The sequence below is a fragment of the Pseudoalteromonas peptidolytica genome (assembly GCF_012641745.1).
In the GTDB taxonomy this organism is placed as follows: domain Bacteria; phylum Pseudomonadota; class Gammaproteobacteria; order Enterobacterales; family Alteromonadaceae; genus Pseudoalteromonas; species Pseudoalteromonas peptidolytica.
This window is the reverse complement of sequence record NZ_WEHZ01000005.1, coordinates 47,186-64,119: the sequence shown is the minus strand read 5'-3', so window position 1 is coordinate 64,119 and position 16,934 is coordinate 47,186. Positions and strand designations below refer to the sequence as shown.

The following is a 16,934-nucleotide window of genomic DNA, read 5'->3' as shown; positions in this document are numbered from 1 at the left end:
TAATCTGCCAAGAAAAAAGGTCAGAAAACTCTGACCTTTATATCCACGCTAATTGCTAAGGTAGTATGGGTAACACTACCTAAACAAAAATAGTTATGCTGCGTCTGCCTTAGCTGACTCTTTGGTTCTCGCTTTACCAGCAAGTAATTCTTCAGGGTCAAAGTCATCAACGTTGATAACGGCAAGACGTTTTGCTTCAACGGCAGTTAATTTCGCTGCTTCGTCTTCGCTTAGTACGCCAGCTTCAAGCCCCATTGCTGCCACTTTATCAAGCTGCATAAACGGTAACTTTTTACCAGTACCACGGCATACTTTTTCAAATAAAGGCTCTACGGCAAGAATGTCTTTTAGCGTTTGTTCTTGCTTACCAAGCAAGCACAGAGGCTCGTCTTTTAAGTAGATGTGTGTTGCAAGACGGTCACGGGTTTCGCTAGGTACTTGAAGTAGCTGAGCAAGTTTATGCTCCATTTTGTCGGTTGGTTTACGAACCGGACGACCAAATGGGAACAATACCACTTTCAATAAGCCACGTAATGCAGCAGAAGGCATGTTATTAATTAAGTCAGCAAGGGCACGTTGGCAAAGATATAGGTGCTCTTGACAAGACCATTGCACAAACGGTAAGTCTTCTTTACGACGACCTTCATCGTTATAGCGCTTAAGCGTTGCTGAAACTAAGTATAGGTAGCTTAATAAGTCGCCTAAACGTGCAGATATACGCTCTTTGCGCTTAAGTGAACCACCAAATACAGCCATACAAATATCAGACATTAATGCCAAAGATGCACTGTAACGGGCAGCATTACGGTAATAAACTGCGGTTTCATCGTTAAACGGTACTTTGGTGAAACGTGCACCGGTCAGTGCTAGCCATTTAGTTCTTACCAAGTTCGAAATGGTGAAACCGATGTGACCCATCAGGGATTTGTCGAAGCTGTCAAGCGCTTCTTGTTTATCCTTGATAGAGCAAGCTTCAAGTTCAGCCAGTACAAATGGATGGCAACGAATAGCGCCTTGACCGTAGATGATCATGTTACGGGTTAGGATGTTTGCACCTTCTACCGTAATCGCAATTGGTGCACCTTGGTAACCACGGCCAACATAGTTATTCGGACCTAGACAAATCCCTTTACCACCATGAATATCCATAGCATGGATAGTCGAAGCACGCATTTGCTCGGTTAAGTGGTACTTCAAAATGGCAGAAACTACTGAAGGTTTTTCACCTAAATCTACCGCGCCAGTTGACATGGTAACCGCAGCATCAGAGCTATACGCGTAGCCACCCAGTTTCGCAAGTGCCTCTTCAATCCCTTCCATTTTACCAATAGGCAGTTTGAATTGACGACGAATACGACTATACGCACCACTTGCCACTGCAAGAGATTTAATACCACCGGCAGAGTTTGAAGGAAGCGTAATAACACGACCAACTGACAAACACTCAACTAGCATGCGCCAGCCTTGTCCTGCCATTTTTGCACCACCGATAATGAAATCGAGTGGTACAAATACGTTCTCACCTTGTGTTGGACCATTTTGGAATGGCACATTTAGAGGGAAGTGGCGACGACCAATTTTTACACCTGGTGTGTTAGTAGGAATCAGGGCACAAGTAATACCTAGCTCTTCTTTATCGCCTAGTAAGCCGTCCGGGTCACGCATTTTAAACGCCAGACCAAGTACAGTCGCAACGGGCGCTAAGGTAATATAACGCTTATTCCACGTTAAGCTAATACCCAGCACTTCTTTGCCTTCCCATTCACCTTTACACACAACACCAAAGTCAGGGATAGATGAAGCATCAGAGCCTGCTTCCGGTGAGGTTAATGCAAAACAAGGGATTTCATCACCCACTGCTAGGCGAGGTAAGTAATGCTCTTTTTGCTCGTCAGTACCATAGTGCTGAAGTAGTTCTCCTGGGCCTAACGAGTTAGGTACGCCCACGATAGACGATAGTAAAGTTGATTTACTAGTAAGCTTTTGTAATACACAAGATTGCGCGTAAGCTGAAAACTCAAGACCACCGTATTGCTTTTTGATGATCATCGCAAAGAACTTGTTGTCTTTTAAGTATTGCCACACGTCTTGCGGTAAGTCCGTCAGCTCGTGCGTAGCTTCCCAATCGTTAAGCATGGCACACACTTCTTCAACTGGGCCATCCAAAAACGCTTGCTCTTCAACGCTCAAGCGTGGCTTTGGAAACTGATGAAGTTTATCCCAGTTTGGGTTACCACAAAATAGGTCGGCTTCCCACCACGTAGTACCAGCATCAATCGCCGACTTTTCCGTTTCTGACATTGTTGGCGTAACTTTTTTGAACGCTTTAAATGCCGGAGCCACGATGTACTGCTGACGCAGATTCGTTACTGAAAGCGGAATAACAATCGCTAAGAAAATTAACCAAGAGATAATGCCGAATGCACCCGCAAAGGTGCCAACGAGCATAGTAACTGCTGCAATCCCGATAGCGGTATTCCAGCTTGCGCGATGATAACTTGCTGCACTGAGCAAGACAATCAAAGCGAGAACAAATATAAGTGTCATGTTGTTCTTCCTTATAAGAGGTCTGACCACCCAGTTAGACTAGCTGGTTAACGCTGATATTTCAAGCGTCTTGATATCATCACGATTAATTAATTGCAGTCTGTTTGTGACAATTTATTTACGTGTGCCACACATAATTGAAAATCACCGTGAAACCAGCAGTATTTGTAACTTCAGTGGTGTTAGATACCTTAAAAGTGTAAGTAACGTAGTGCAATGTGGCGAAAATGCACATGAATTTTCTTTTAAAAAATCCCTAGTTCTGTCCACTATAATTGCCAAAACTTCATCTAAGGTTGATATTGAAATCTATTATAAAGCTTCTACACTTTGGAGTGCCTTATCTGAAAAGTAATGTATTGATGGACTGCAAAGGAACAGCAAAATAGTGTCATCTACTCTTTCGGTGTTGGTATTACATGCTCACTTTTGCTAGAGCAGTTGGTAACTGATTTATCTTTCATTTTGCCACTGATTTCTCGCGTAAAGTGGTAATAGTTGTTGTCTATGTTAAGGAGAAACAAGATGCAACAAAGTATATTTTGCCTCATTATTATTTTAGCCTTCGTTGCGATGTTAGCGGCTTTTCATTTACTTCCAGAAGCTGTAATTTTTAATGTTTTTAGTAGCTTATTTGCAGCCTTGATTGGCTATCGTTCATACACTCGATGGGCACTTTTGTTATGCTGTATCAATGTACTCGCGATGACCTTTTGTCCCTTACTTGACTCTGGTGGTTGGTTAAGTCTTAAAGGTGCGGTGGTGTTTGTATGTTGTGTGATGTTTTTTGCGATCGCATTTGGATGCAATAAGGAAGTAGCTCAGAATAAAAGGTTTTATTATTAGTTACCTACCTTGCCATGTTAGACTTCCGTCAGTGAACAGTTTTCGCACTTGAACTTGATAAAATTGGTTATAGGGAACCCCGATGCGTATATTAGCCGATCAAAATATGCCCCTGGTAGAGTCTTTTTTCTCAGATATTGGTGAAGTTATCCGTTTTGACGGCCGCAACCTGCGCCCAGAAGAATTAAGCGATGCAGATATTCTCCTTACTCGTTCAGTGACTAAGGTGAATGAAGCCTTGTTGGCAAAGGCCAAGCAACTTAAGTTTGTTGGTACAGCAACTATCGGTATTGACCACATCGACACACAATTACTGGCAAGCTCAGGTATCGCATTTAGTAGTGCACCTGGGTGTAACGCGATTGCAGTGGCAGAATATGTGATTAGCGCTATCATGGCCTATGCACAAGAAAGCGGCACTTCCTTGCAAGGGAAAACCATTGCTATTGTCGGGGTTGGGAATATTGGTAAATGTTTAGCTGCAAAAATTGGCGCGTTGGGCCTCAAAGTATTGCTGTGCGACCCGCTAAGATACCAAGACGGCAGTTTGGACTCTCATATCGAGCTTGATGATGCACTCAAGGCCGCAGATTTTGTTTCATTTCACGTTCCACTTGTAAAAAATGGTGAGCATAAAACCATACATTTATTGAATGAAGCACGAATTGCGTCATTAAAGCCTGGTATGGTGTTAATCAATGCAAGTCGTGGTGATGTTATTGATAACCAAGCTTTATTAAGGGCGCTAGAAGGCGGGCAGGCGTTAGAGTTGGTACTGGACGTGTGGGAGAATGAGCCTAATATTTTGCAATCACTACTACCATACGTACGTTTTGCCACTGTACATATTGCTGGCCATACACTCGAAGGCAAAGCGCGTGGTACACAAATGCTATATGAAGCGGTTTGTAATACGCTAAATCTTAAACCACAAAAAACGATAACTGACTTTTTACCTAAGCCTAGTGTTACTGCATGTAAGCTGCAAGATACAGCAAACGAGAACGACTTACTAAATTTGGTACATCTGGTGTATGACGTCCGTCGCGATGATGGCATCATGAGAGCTAACTTAACTTCACAAGGGTTTGATGCTTTGCGTAAAGCATATCCTGTGCGCCGAGAATTTAGTACAATTGAATTAAATGATGACTCTCCAATCAGTGACAAGCTTTATCAGCTTGGCTTTTCAAAGTGCAGCAGCTAATAACTTGATTGGTATATTACAGAATTGAGGAAGAACAATGTCGCAAAAATTTAATGTTGCGGTGCTTGGGGCAACAGGTCTTGTTGGTAAGCAGATTATAGAACTATTAGCAGAGCGAAAGTTTCCAGTGGATACACTTTATCCGTTGGCGAGCAGTCGCAGTGCGGGTGAAGAGATTGACTTTAAAGGTGAAAAAGTAGAAGTCATTGATGTTGAAACTTTTGATTTCGCGAATGCGCATATTGGACTGTTTTCTGCCGGAGGTTCGGTATCAGAAAAGTACGCGCCGATTGCAGCGGAAGCTGGGTGTGTTGTGATAGACAATACTTCTCACTTTAGATATGACTTTGACGTACCATTAGTTGTTCCCGAGGTTAATAAGGAAAGCTTAGCTGACTTTAGAAATCGTAACATCATCGCTAATCCAAATTGCTCTACAATTCAGATGTTGGTTGCACTCAAACCAATTTATGATGCGTATGGCATCGATAGAATAAATGTGTCAACGTACCAAGCGGTATCAGGGGCAGGTAAAGAAGCTGTTGATGAGTTAGCCAAGCAAACAGCTAACTTAATGAACGCAAGACCAATGGAAAATGAAGTTTTCACGAAACAAATTGCGTTTAACGTTATTCCACAGATTGATGCTTTCCAAGAAAATGGCTACACCAAAGAAGAAATGAAAATGGTGTGGGAAACTCAAAAGATCTTAGGTGACTCTAGCGTGTTGGTAAACCCAACAGCAGTTCGTGTCCCTGTATTTTTTGGTCACGCCGAGGCTATTCACCTTGAAACACGTATGCCTTTTGATCTAGAGCATGTAAAGCAGTTACTGGCGGATGCACCTGGTGTTGAGTTAATTGAAGATGAAACCGATTACCCAACACCGGTCAGCGACGCAAGCGGTAATGATACTGTATACGTGGGTCGAGTAAGACAAGATATTTCGCATCCTCTAGGGCTTAATCTATGGGTTGTTTCTGACAATACTAGAAAAGGTGCGGCAACCAATAGTATTCAAATAGCTGAAGCATTGATTGAAAGTTATCTTTAAGGTGCTTTGTTAAGCCGGTCCCCCCTTAAAGTTTTAAAAATAGCTGACCATTGCGGCAAACTTATGCCAATAAGTTTGCCGAAAAGTCAATTAGTTGACTATTCTTCTTCTATATCATGCTTTTTCTACATCAGCAAAAAGCATTACAACCATGTTAACTTTCAATACGTTGCAATGGATATTCAGGTGTAACTGGTTTATAGTTTGCATTTGGAATAGAGCTTGCTTCAAAGCCATAATAATAAAATGTCGTTTAACGAGTGTTAAACATTTGAGTAAAGGATCGGCATGCGCGGTTTAGCCTTTTTTAGTATCTTTGTATTCGCACTACTTGCAACACCGGTATACACCCAAGAGGGGGTAGTGTTAAAGGGCCCTAAAGGGGTTGATTACGGGGCTCAAGGTCGATCTATAGGGCCTATCAGACCCACGGATACACTATGGCGAATAGCACAAAAAGTGCGTCCGGACGATTCAGTCACTATTTATCAAGTGATGAAGGCCCTCTATGACAAGAATCCGAACTCATTTTTAGATAAAAACCTCAACCACATGCAGTACGGTACCTACCTGCGCATTCCAACCATTAATGAAATCCGCAGCGTAGATCCTACGCTTGCCAAGCAAAAATCCGATCAGGACGATAGGCTGTGGGACATGAAACGCAAAGGGCTGCTAAACCCTAATGCGATAGAGCAAGCGGATAAAAAAGTCACACAAGCGCGCAAAGTCGACGTTGAAGAAGCAAAAGAAGACCTAACCAACCAATTACGCTCTTTAAAAATGGAGCAAGATATGCGGTTGATGGACTTACAAAAAGAGTTCAAATCTTCAGTGCGCAATGTAGAAGAGATCCTGTCAGAAAATAATAAGTTGAAGCAGCAACTTGGTGCGATTTCCACAGAACTTCAAACAGTACGAACTCAGCTTGGTAAAGATAGTGAAATACAACAACAACTTAAAGCGGTAATCGACCTGCAAAATGAAATGATTGAACAACAGGCCGCGCAGGCAAAAGCTGAGGAAAGCGACGGTTTGGGAGATTTCTTCAGTTCTATGCCAGGTATTGCGTTGTTAGCGACTTTACCAGCACTACTGGCGCTTGCTGGGTTCATCATGTTTATGCGCAGAAAAAATCAAGCACCTCAAGCTGAAGATGATGATGAGTTTTTACCAAGCACACCTGCTGCGGCAGGAGCCACAGCCGCAGCAACTGCTGCGACATTTGCAGCAGAGCCGGATCCGCTAGATATTGGTGTCGGTGATGAGGATACTTTAGGAAGTAGTGTACAACTCGATGATGACATACTGCCAGAGGATGATGAGATCACATTTGACTCTCTCGACGATGATTTTGAAGATGGCAACGATACACTAGATCAAGATGAACTTGATAGCTTACTAAATGAAGACATTTCGTTTGACGACAGTCATGAAGAAGACTTTATGCAGCAAAGCTTCGAGGACTCTAGCGATGAGATCCCTCTAGATGTTGACGATAGCAACGATATCTTGAGTGACGGTGATTTAGACGATCTCTTTAATGAGCCTCAGGATGAGGAGGTCGACGTTAGTGATGATGCGCTGGCTGCATTGAGTGAAGAACTAGCTGATGAACAAGTCAGTGCAGAAACTAACGATGACATTGACTCCATTTTAGATGGTGCATTGGATGAAGAGCCTGAATTCAATGGTGACCTTGAAAACGAAAGTTTAATCAATGCTGATGATATTGATGCTTTGTTGAACGAAGCACAAGATGAATCGCAACCAGAGCTGGAAGAAGAGCCGGATATACTTGCAGGGGATGACATTGATGCTTTGTTGGACGAAGCACAAGATGAATCACAACCAGAGCTAGAAGAAGAAACGGATATACTTGCAGGGGATGATATTGATGCTTTGTTGGACGAAGCACAAGATGAATCACAACCAGAGCTAGAAGAAGAGCCGGATATACTTGCAGGCGATGATATTGATGCTTTGTTGGACGAAGCACAAGATGAATCACAACCAGAGCTGGAAGAAGAGCTAGATATGCTCGCAGGCGATGACATTGATGCTTTGTTGGACGAAGCACAAGATGAATCACAACCAGAGCTAGAAGAAGAACCGGATATACTTGCAAACGATGATATCGACGACTTGTTGGACGAGCCTATAGAAGAACCTCAACCTGAGCTTGAAGATGAACTTGAAGTTGAAGCAAACGATGATATCGACGACTTGTTGGACGAGCCTATAGAAGAACCTCAACCTGAGCTTGAAGATGAACTTGAAGTTGAAGCAAACGATGATATCGACGACTTGTTGGGCGAGCCATCAGTAGAACCTCAACCTGAGCTTGAAGATGAGTTAGAGGTTGATGCAAACGATGATATCGATGACTTGTTGGACGAGCCATCAGTAGACCCTCAATCTGAGCTTGAAGATGAATTAGAGGTTGAGGCAAACGATGATATCGACGACTTGTTGGACGAACCATTAGCAGAGCCTCAGCCTGAGCTTGAAGATGAATTAGAGGTTGATGCAAACGATAATATCGACGACTTGTTGGACGAGTCTATAGCAGAGCCTCAGCCTGAGCTTGAAGATGAATTAGAGGTTGATGCAAACGATGACATCGACGACTTGTTGGACGAGCCATTAGCAGAGCCTCAACCTGAGTTTGAAGATGAATTAGAGGTTGATGCAGACGATGATATCGACGACTTGTTGGACGAGCCATTAGCAGAGCCTCAACCTGAGCTTGAAGATGAATCAGAGGTTGATGCAAACGATGACATCGACGACTTACTAGATGAGCCTGTTGACAGGACAGAGGAAGGTCACTTAAGTGGTATACTTGATGATGAAGAAGTAATTCCCGAGTCTCCTGAAGAAAGCGAAGATAATTTGCTATCTGATTTGGCTAACGAAGAGGCGTTTAATGAAGAAAACGCTGAAGCTGATGACAACAGTGAATTTGAAGATCCAGAGCTAAAGAGCGTTGACGAATTACTTCAAGAGCTTCAAGCCGAGGAACAATTAGATCTAGATCCAAGCGCTGATGATGAACTTGTTGATAATGAAGTAGAAATCGAACTTGGTGATGATCCGCTTTCTGATGAAGTTGATTTGAATGAAGATGAAGATCTCTCAGAAGAGGAATTCGAAGCAAGCGTTGAGTTAGATAGCTATCCTGAGTTAGAGCTTGGGGAAGATGCTACAACAGATATTGAAACAGAGACTGAAAGAGCGCTCTCTGAAGCGCTGCAACGCGATTCAAACTTTGATATTGAGGGAAACCTTGATGATGAGCTAACGAGTGATGCAGATCTTGAAATCGAAGACGCATTTCCAGAGCTTGAAGAAGTGACCTCACCGGGTGAAGCTGAACCATTATCAGATCAGGAAGCTGACTTCGACAAAGACACGTTACTTGAAGACGAGGCGTTACTTGAGGACGAAGCCGAAGAAGCACCAGCACCTGACGTGCCAACTGTACTTGACGAAGACGCAGCGCAAGATGACGCGGAGCTACTCCCAGAGTTAGAAGCTGACTTTGATGAAGATACTTTACTTGAAGACGAGACGTTACTTGAGGACGAAGCTGAAGAAACACCAGCACCTGATGTACCTACTGCACTTGAAGAAGACGCAGCGCAAGATGACGCGGAGCTACTCCCAGAGTTAGAAGTTGACTTTGATGAAGATACTTTACTTGAAGACGAAACGTTACTTGAGGACGAAGCCGCAGAAGCACCAGCACCTGACGTGCCAACTGCGCTTGACGAAGACGCAGCGCAAGATGACGCGGAGCTACTCCCAGAGTTAGAAGCTGACTTTGATGCAGATACTTTACTTGAAGACGAGGCGTTACTTGAGGACGAAGCCGAAGAAGCACCTGCACCTGACGTGCCAACTGTACTTGACGAAGACGCAGTGCAAGATGACGCGGAGCTACTCCCAGAGTTAGAAGCTGACTTTGATGCAGATACTTTACTTGAAGACGAGGCGTTACTTGAGGACGAAGCCGAAGAAGCACCAGCACCTGACGTGCCAACTGCACTTGACGAAGAGGCAGCGCAAGATGACGCGGAGCTACTCCCAGAGTTAGAAGCTGACTTTGATGAAGATACTTTACTTGAAGACGAGGCGTTACTTGAGGACGAAGCCGAAGAAGCACCAGCACCTGACGTGCCAACTGCACTTGACGAAGAGGCAGCGCAAGATGACGCGGAGCTACTCCCAGAGTTAGAAGCTGACTTTGATGAAAATACTTTACTTGAGGACGAAGCCGAAGAAGCACCAGCACCTGACGTGCCAACTGCACTTGACGAAGACGCAGCGCACGATGAGGCGGAGCTACTCCCAGAGCTAGAAGCTGACTTTGATGAAGACACGTTACTTGAAGACGAAGTTGAGTTAGCGTCAGACACGCTTGACGAAGAAGACCTCATAAATGACGAAACTGCTCCGTTTGAAGAGGTGATCACTGAACTGGCTGATGGGGACGAACTTGATACATTGCTAAGTGAGTCTGACTCGGAAGTTGAAGTGCCGCAGGTTGATGAAGCCGAAATTGAAAAAGAATTTATGGCCGATTTTACTCAACAGGACTTTGATGCACTATTGAGTGAACTTGATGAACCAGCTACCTTCGACACCAATGATAGTGAAGATTTTGAAGTTGATTTTGATAGCTTATTGCAAGATGAACTCGAAGCCCATGACCCTCAAGACGCCCCTACGGAAGAGATTGGTGAGGGTGACTACTTGGAAATAGAGGAGTTGCTGGAGCAAAGCGATGATTTAGTCTCAGATGAAGAGCCTTATGTTGGTGCGAATATGGATGTTGGGCTAGGTGACTTTGATGAGTTACTGGCGGGTGAAAACACCACTGATGTTGATTTAGAAGACGAGGGCTTTTCTGCCAAACTGGACTTAGCCAAAGCATATATTGAGATCCAAGATTATGATTCTGCAATCTCTACGCTGGACGACGTGATAGACAATGGTCCTGACTCTGTTCAAGCAGAAGCTAAAGCGCTTAAATCTAGCCTTACTAGTTAGCGGAAACGGTGATTAGGCTGCCACCTTAAGGCCTGCCAAATAACAAGATGTGTTTTTGGCAGGTACTGGTTTTCACTTCAGCGCTTTAATTAAAGCCAGCAATCGCATAAAATGGTGTTTTTGTTATAGGTTGCGATAGAAATAGTATGCGAGTAGCGTTAGGCATTGAATACAATGGGGCAAATTACAGTGGGTGGCAACGACAAAGCCACGTTAGCAGTGTCCAAGAAGAAATAGAAAAAGCGCTCTCGAATATTTGTAATCATCCGGTTGAGATCACTTGCGCAGGGCGCACAGATGCTGGTGTTCATGCTACTGGGCAGATCATTCATTTCGATACTGAGTCGGCTCGAGACATGAGTGCATTCACATTGGGTATGAACTCACAGCTCCCTGATGATATTGCCGTTCGGTTTGCTAAAGAGGTACACCCAGAGTTCCATGCACGCTTTTCTGCAACTGCTCGTCGTTATCGTTATGTCATTTATAATCATACATATCGACCAGGTATTTTACGCAGCGGTGTAACGCACTTCCATCATGAACTTGATGTAGAAAGAATGAAAGCGGCATGTCCTGCCATGATTGGAGAACAAGACTTCACATCCTTCAGGGCAGTACATTGCCAATCTAATACGCCATTTCGTAATATCCATCACTTAGAAGTGGAACGCGTAGGTAAATATATCGTTATTGACATTAAAGCCAATGCGTTTTTACACCATATGGTGCGTAATATAACAGGGTGTTTGCTGGATATTGGTGTTGGCAAGCAAGAGCCAGGTTGGATGGCTGAATTATTGGCTGCAAAAGATCGTACGCTAGCAAGTGCGACGGCAAAACCTAATGGTCTTTATTTGGTTGACGTAGATTACCCTGAGCAGTGGCAGATAGAAAAAATGCCTTTAGGGCCTCTATTTTTGCCGGAAGCGCTAGTATAACGGTCATATTTAGGTACTACCTTATACTCTTAAGACCAGTTTTTTATATCACCTATAGCTAAATCATGATTTAATTGGGAAAAGATGTCTGTCTTTGCTGACGGAACAGAATAAAGCACGATAGAGAGTTGCAAATGAGTTGGTTAGAAAAGATCTTACCTAAAACCACGAAATCTTCTGGTAAAAAAGAGATCCCAGAAGGGGTTTGGGCGAAGTGTACAGATTGTGATTCAATCCTATACAAAGCAGAATTAGAAAAGTCGTTAAGTGTGTGTCCTAAGTGTGATCATCATATGCGTATCACAGCACGTAAGCGCCTTGAAAGCTTTTTAGATGATGCAGATCGTCAAGAGTTGGGAATAGAGCATGAACCAAAAGATGTGCTCAAGTTTAAAGATTCCAAAAAGTATTCAGATCGAATTGTTCAAGCGCAAAAAGCCAGTGGCGAAAAAGATGCACTTGTGGCGATGAAAGGTCGAGTTAAAGGTATTCCTGTAGCAGCGGTTGCTTTTGAGTTCTCATTTATGGGTGGCTCTATGGCATCGGTGGTAGGTGCTCGATTCGTTGACGCAGTTAACGTTTGTCTTGAACACAATATGCCGTTAATTTGCTTTTCAGCCTCAGGTGGTGCTCGAATGCAAGAGGCGTTGATGTCGCTTATGCAAATGGCTAAAACGAGTGCTGCATTGGCTAAGATGAGTGAACGTGGGTTGCCATTCATATCTGTATTGACAGACCCTACAATGGGTGGAGTCTCTGCATCACTTGCTATGCTTGGGGATATTAACGTTGCAGAGCCTAAGGCATTGATAGGATTTGCAGGCCCTCGCGTTATTGAGCAAACGGTTCGAGAAACGCTACCAGAAGGTTTCCAACGTAGTGAGTTTTTACTTGAGCACGGTGCCATCGACATGATTGTTGACCGTCGTGAAATGCGTGATACGTTAGCGCGTATCTTAGCTAAGTTTATGGACTTGCCTTCTACTGAACAAGAGCATAGAGTAGCGTAAATTTTTCAGATTGAGCTATTCAAACCATGACAGTTAAACAGCCTAGCCAATCATCATGCCTTGATGATTGGCTTTGTTATTTAGAAGCTATTCACCCCGCCACGATTGACATGGGACTTGAGCGAATTACTCAAGTTGCTGAGCAAGTCGGTCTGCTTGAATCATTCAGTAAAATCATTTTGATTGGTGGTACAAACGGTAAAGGTACCACAGCGCGTTGTTTGGAAGCTTTGTTGCTTAATCAAGGCTTTTCTGTTGGAACTTACTCTTCTCCTCATTTAATTCGATATACAGAATGTGTCAGAGTTAATGGTGTCGAGCTCGACGAGCAATATCATATCGATGCCTTTAAGCAAATTGACGATACGCGTGGCGATACTTCGCTCACTCAGTTTGAGTTTGGCACCTTGGGTGCGTTAAGTATTTTTAAGCGTTGTAATGTTGATTATATACTGTTAGAGGTAGGGTTAGGTGGGCGCAATGATGCTACAAATATCGTGATGCCTGTTGCATCGGTCATTACCACCATTGACTTAGACCATAAAGCATTTTTAGGGGACACCCGAGAGTCTGTTGGTTACCATAAAGCAGGGATCTTTCGTGCCAATACGCCAGCTATCGTTGGTGATTTTAATATACCTGATTCGGTTACTGACTACGGTACAGAAATAGCAGCCAAAATGGTACTTGCGAACAAAGACTTTCACTTTACGCAGCTAGAGTCGCAATTTAGGTGGCAATATTTTGACAATGATTGGTACTTTGATAACCCCAATATTCCCGCCCAGAATGTGGCAACTGCGCTCACTGTCTTAGCGACACTTGATTTACTACCCAGTTTTGAATCTGTGCAATGTTGTCTTAGTGAAATTCAGGTTGAAGGGCGCTTTCAACAGCTTAGTACTTTTCCTTTAGTGTACGTCGATGTCGCACATAACCCTGAATCGGCTAGGTATTTAGCGACTAAGTTACAACATCTTCGGCAAAAAGGGTTTAAAATTCATGCCTTAGCGGCTATGCTTGCGGATAAAGATAAAGCCAGTGTGTTAAAAACGCTAACCCCCTATGTCGACAGGTGGAGTCTAGCGTCGTTGCACGGTCCCAGAGGGGAGCGCGCAGAAAACCTTAAGCCATTACTTGATACGGATAAGCAAATTACAATATATGATGATGTGGAAGGTGCATTGAACGCGCAAATTCACGGCCTAAAACAGGATCAAGCTTTAGTCATATTTGGTTCCTTCTTGACCGTTGCTCAGGCAATGACATATTGGCAAAACAACTTGAAATAACATTCGAGAATTAACACTTAGTAGAGAGTATAGTAGTGAACTCAGTATTTATAAATCGCTTGGTAGGGACGAGTATTGTTGTGGTTGCGGCGATAATATTTATTCCAAATATTCTAGACGGCGAAAAAGTCCATTATAAAGAGGGCTTTCAAGCGATCCCTGACAGGCCTGAGTTCAAAACCATAGATTTACAAGAAAAGCTCGATATGCAAGCCGCACTAGCACCTGAGCTAACTGAGGAGCATATTGAGAATGTTCCTGCAGATGATGAAAAGCTTGAGAGTAGTGGCGCGAAAGAGCGCGCAGAAGAGCTGCAAGCGGATAATACTCTGAAGCAAAGTGAGCCACAACGAGTGCTTAGCAATGATAAAATAGAAGTGGCTAAACTTACCCGACCAGAGACATCGAACTTTTCAAGGATGGCGTACGTAATTCAGTTAGGTAGTTTTTCTCACAAATCGAATGTAGATGCGTTAACTAACAAATTACGCGGAAATGGTTTTAAAGCGTTTACAAAACCAGTCAAAACACCAAATGGAACACTAACAAAAGTGTTTGTAGGCCCTTCTTTAAATAAAGCAGAACTTGAAGCTAAGTTACCAGAACTAAAGAAATTAACTAAATTAAATGGCCGCTTAACGCAATTTGAAGTAACAAAATGATCTGGTATTTAGCTGCCAAACCTTTTAGAATGCGCCCCACATTAACGACTTATTGGTTACTATGATCTGGGTTGATTACGCCATTGCAGGCATTGTTGGTTTATCGACACTTTTTGGCTTGCTTCGAGGCTTCGTCAAAGAAGCGATGTCACTTGTTGTTTGGATCGGCGCATTTTTCATCTCCAGCATGTTCTATCAATATCTCTCAACCTTCCTAACATTCATTTCAGAACCCCTTTTAAGAAATGCAGCCGCAATTGCCATACTTTTTATTGCGACCTTGATGCTAGGTGGGCTTGTTAACTATGTCTTGAGTGAACTGGTTCAAAGAACTGGTCTCTCGGGTACCGATAGGATCATCGGGATCGTATTCGGTGCACTTCGAGGCGTGTTAGTCGTTAGCGCCTTACTCTTCTTCCTTGATGCTTTTACCAACGCGCCAAGTACGCAATGGTGGAAATCATCAAACTTAATTCCTGAATTTGGTTTTGTGATCGAGTGGTTTTTTTCCTACCTTGAGCATAGTTCCAGTTTTTTAAATTCGGTAAACCGTTAATCGGCGAGGAAATTTTTAATGTGTGGTATCGTTGGGATAGTCGGAACATCACCTGTTAATCAGGCGATTTATGATGGCTTAACTGTTTTGCAACACCGTGGCCAAGATGCGGCTGGCATTATTACCATTGACAACAATACGTTTAGCTTGAGAAAAGCAAACGGTCTAGTGAAGGACGTATTTCATACTAGACACATGAAACGACTTCAAGGCAACATCGGCCTTGGTCATGTACGTTATCCTACAGCGGGTTCTTCAAGCTCAGCAGAGGCACAACCTTTTTACGTCAACTCTCCATTTGGTATTGCGCTTGCTCATAACGGCAACTTAACCAATGCTGAAAAGCTAAAAGAGCGTTTGTTTACTCAAGCTCGCCGTCACGTCAACACGACTTCTGATTCAGAGATTTTGCTGAATATCCTAGCCCATGAGCTCGGTAAAACAGACAAAATGAAGCTAGATGCGGAAGATATGTTTACCGCGGTAACAGAGGTGGTGTCTGTTGTATCTGGTGGTTACGCAAGTATCGCGATGATTATTGGACACGGTATTTTGGCATTCAGAGACCCTCATGGTATTCGACCGCTGGTGTTTGGTAAGAAGGAAACCGAGCGTGGCACAGAGTATATGTTTGCCTCTGAGAGTGTGGCATTGTCGATTGACGGATTTGAGTTTGTCCGCGACGTTGCCCCTGGCGAAGCAATTTATGTCACTGAAAACGGCGAATTCTTCTCACAGATCTGCGCTGCGAAAACGACTCTAGCACCGTGTATTTTTGAGTTTGTATACTTTGCTCGTCCAGATTCGAATATCGATAAGATGTCAGTTTATGCAACGCGCGTTAACATGGGCACTAAGCTTGGAGAGAAAATTGCCAGTGAATGGGGCGATAAAGACATTGATGTGGTTATTCCTATCCCAGAAACTTCGTGTGACATTGCCCTAGAAATTGCTTCTGTTTTAGGTTTGCCATATCGCCAAGGTTTTGTAAAAAACCGTTATATTGGTCGGACATTCATCATGCCTGGTCAAGAAATGCGTAAAAAGTCAGTGCGTCGTAAACTGAACGCAATAGACCGCGAATTCGTTGGTAAAAATGTGCTGTTGGTAGATGACTCTATCGTACGCGGTACAACTTCAGCACAAATCGTTGAAATGGCGCGTGAAGCTGGCGCTAAAAACGTCTACTTCGCCTCAGCGGCACCTGAAGTGAGATTTCCAAATGTGTATGGTATCGACATGCCATCTGCTTCTGAGTTAATTGCACATGGTCGAGAAGTGGAAGATATTAATGCAAGCATCGGCTCTGATGGTCTTATTTATCAATCATTGAGTGATTTGATTGCGGCGGTTCGCCAAGAAAACCCAGAAGTATCAAGGTTTGAGACGTCAGTATTCGATGGCCAATATATCACCGGAGATGTTGACCAAAACTATTTGAATCATATCGATGAGCTTCGTAATGATTCTGCCAAGTCAACGCGTGAAGCAGCTATGTCCGCAAGTCTTGAGTTACATAATCAAGAAACTGAAAGCACAGAAGGCGAGTAGTAAACTTACTCCCAAATGCGCTGGATGTTCAGCCATCAGCGTTAACGTAAAAAAGCCCAAGTGATACTTGGGCTTTTTCGTGTTTTACCAATTAGCCTTAATGCTTGCTCAATTTAGAGGAGTAAACTTGATGCTAACTGCGTTAAAAATTTCTTATCTATAACGACTCGATAGCAAAGTTTGCATGTACATACCATGACGATAGCAGAGTAG

At 43.3% G+C, this 16,934-nt stretch carries 11 protein-coding genes; 10 read left to right on the top strand and 1 reads right to left on the bottom strand.

Annotated elements, in window-relative coordinates; translation table 11 throughout:
- Nucleotides 1-93 precede the first annotated feature (93 nt).
- Nucleotides 94-2,547 (bottom strand): acyl-CoA dehydrogenase FadE, encoded by a 2,454-nt coding sequence (gene fadE, locus F9Y84_RS04775; RefSeq protein WP_147391041.1) that lies wholly within the window; start codon nucleotides 2,545-2,547, stop codon nucleotides 94-96.
- 525 nt (nucleotides 2,548-3,072) lie between these two features.
- Here fadE and F9Y84_RS04770 point away from each other — a divergent pair.
- The 10 genes from F9Y84_RS04770 to purF all read left to right on the top strand — a co-directional run bounded on the left by F9Y84_RS04770 (nucleotide 3,073) and on the right by purF (nucleotide 16,721).
- Nucleotides 3,073-3,393, top strand: a complete 321-nt coding sequence (locus tag F9Y84_RS04770) for a DUF6419 family natural product biosynthesis protein (RefSeq protein WP_125254195.1) — start codon at nucleotides 3,073-3,075, stop codon at nucleotides 3,391-3,393.
- Between the two features lie 82 nt (nucleotides 3,394-3,475).
- Nucleotides 3,476-4,600 carry a 4-phosphoerythronate dehydrogenase gene (locus tag F9Y84_RS04765; protein ID WP_147391040.1) on the top strand — a complete coding sequence of 375 codons (1,125 nt, stop codon included), beginning with the start codon at nucleotides 3,476-3,478 and terminating at the stop codon, nucleotides 4,598-4,600.
- A 37-nt stretch (nucleotides 4,601-4,637) separates the two neighbouring features.
- A complete protein-coding gene (locus tag F9Y84_RS04760) occupies nucleotides 4,638-5,654 on the top strand; it encodes an aspartate-semialdehyde dehydrogenase (RefSeq protein ID WP_125254197.1) in 1,017 nt (338 codons plus the stop codon).
- Between the two features lie 288 nt (nucleotides 5,655-5,942).
- Nucleotides 5,943-10,709, top strand: a complete 4,767-nt coding sequence (locus F9Y84_RS04755; protein ID WP_168756743.1) for a FimV/HubP family polar landmark protein — start codon at nucleotides 5,943-5,945, stop codon at nucleotides 10,707-10,709.
- Between the two features lie 146 nt (nucleotides 10,710-10,855).
- On the top strand, nucleotides 10,856-11,650 hold the full coding sequence (gene truA / locus F9Y84_RS04750; RefSeq protein WP_125254459.1) for a tRNA pseudouridine(38-40) synthase TruA: 795 nt from the start codon (nucleotides 10,856-10,858) through the stop codon (nucleotides 11,648-11,650).
- 134 nt (nucleotides 11,651-11,784) lie between these two features.
- Nucleotides 11,785-12,660, top strand: a complete 876-nt coding sequence (accD, locus tag F9Y84_RS04745; RefSeq protein WP_125254460.1) for an acetyl-CoA carboxylase, carboxyltransferase subunit beta — start codon at nucleotides 11,785-11,787, stop codon at nucleotides 12,658-12,660.
- Nucleotides 12,661-12,686: 26 nt separating this feature from the next.
- Nucleotides 12,687-13,952 (top strand): bifunctional tetrahydrofolate synthase/dihydrofolate synthase, encoded by a 1,266-nt coding sequence (gene folC, locus F9Y84_RS04740; protein ID WP_147390700.1) that lies wholly within the window; start codon nucleotides 12,687-12,689, stop codon nucleotides 13,950-13,952.
- 35 nt (nucleotides 13,953-13,987) lie between these two features.
- Entirely contained in the window at nucleotides 13,988-14,614 is a 627-nt protein-coding gene (locus F9Y84_RS04735; RefSeq protein WP_147390699.1) for an SPOR domain-containing protein, read from the top strand.
- Between the two features lie 61 nt (nucleotides 14,615-14,675).
- On the top strand, nucleotides 14,676-15,170 hold the full coding sequence (locus F9Y84_RS04730) for a CvpA family protein (protein WP_125254267.1): 495 nt from the start codon (nucleotides 14,676-14,678) through the stop codon (nucleotides 15,168-15,170).
- Nucleotides 15,171-15,188: 18 nt separating this feature from the next.
- Nucleotides 15,189-16,721, top strand: a complete 1,533-nt coding sequence (purF, locus tag F9Y84_RS04725; RefSeq protein WP_128730347.1) for an amidophosphoribosyltransferase — start codon at nucleotides 15,189-15,191, stop codon at nucleotides 16,719-16,721.
- Nucleotides 16,722-16,934 lie beyond the last annotated feature (213 nt).

Bases quoted from the DNA above. Each gene is read 5' to 3' on its own strand.
- truA (WP_125254459.1), top strand. From the start codon at position 10,856: ATGCGAGTAGCGTTAGGCATTGAATACAATGGGGCAAATTACAGTGGG.
- F9Y84_RS04765 (WP_147391040.1), top strand. From the start codon at position 3,476: ATGCGTATATTAGCCGATCAAAATATGCCCCTGGTAGAGTCTTTTTTC.
- fadE (WP_147391041.1), bottom strand. From the start codon at position 2,547: ATGACACTTATATTTGTTCTCGCTTTGATTGTCTTGCTCAGTGCAGCA.
- purF (WP_128730347.1), top strand. From the start codon at position 15,189: ATGTGTGGTATCGTTGGGATAGTCGGAACATCACCTGTTAATCAGGCG.
- folC (WP_147390700.1), top strand. From the start codon at position 12,687: ATGACAGTTAAACAGCCTAGCCAATCATCATGCCTTGATGATTGGCTT.
- F9Y84_RS04760 (WP_125254197.1), top strand. From the start codon at position 4,638: ATGTCGCAAAAATTTAATGTTGCGGTGCTTGGGGCAACAGGTCTTGTT.
- F9Y84_RS04730 (WP_125254267.1), top strand. From the start codon at position 14,676: ATGATCTGGGTTGATTACGCCATTGCAGGCATTGTTGGTTTATCGACA.
- accD (WP_125254460.1), top strand. From the start codon at position 11,785: ATGAGTTGGTTAGAAAAGATCTTACCTAAAACCACGAAATCTTCTGGT.
- F9Y84_RS04755 (WP_168756743.1), top strand. From the start codon at position 5,943: ATGCGCGGTTTAGCCTTTTTTAGTATCTTTGTATTCGCACTACTTGCA.
- F9Y84_RS04770 (WP_125254195.1), top strand. From the start codon at position 3,073: ATGCAACAAAGTATATTTTGCCTCATTATTATTTTAGCCTTCGTTGCG.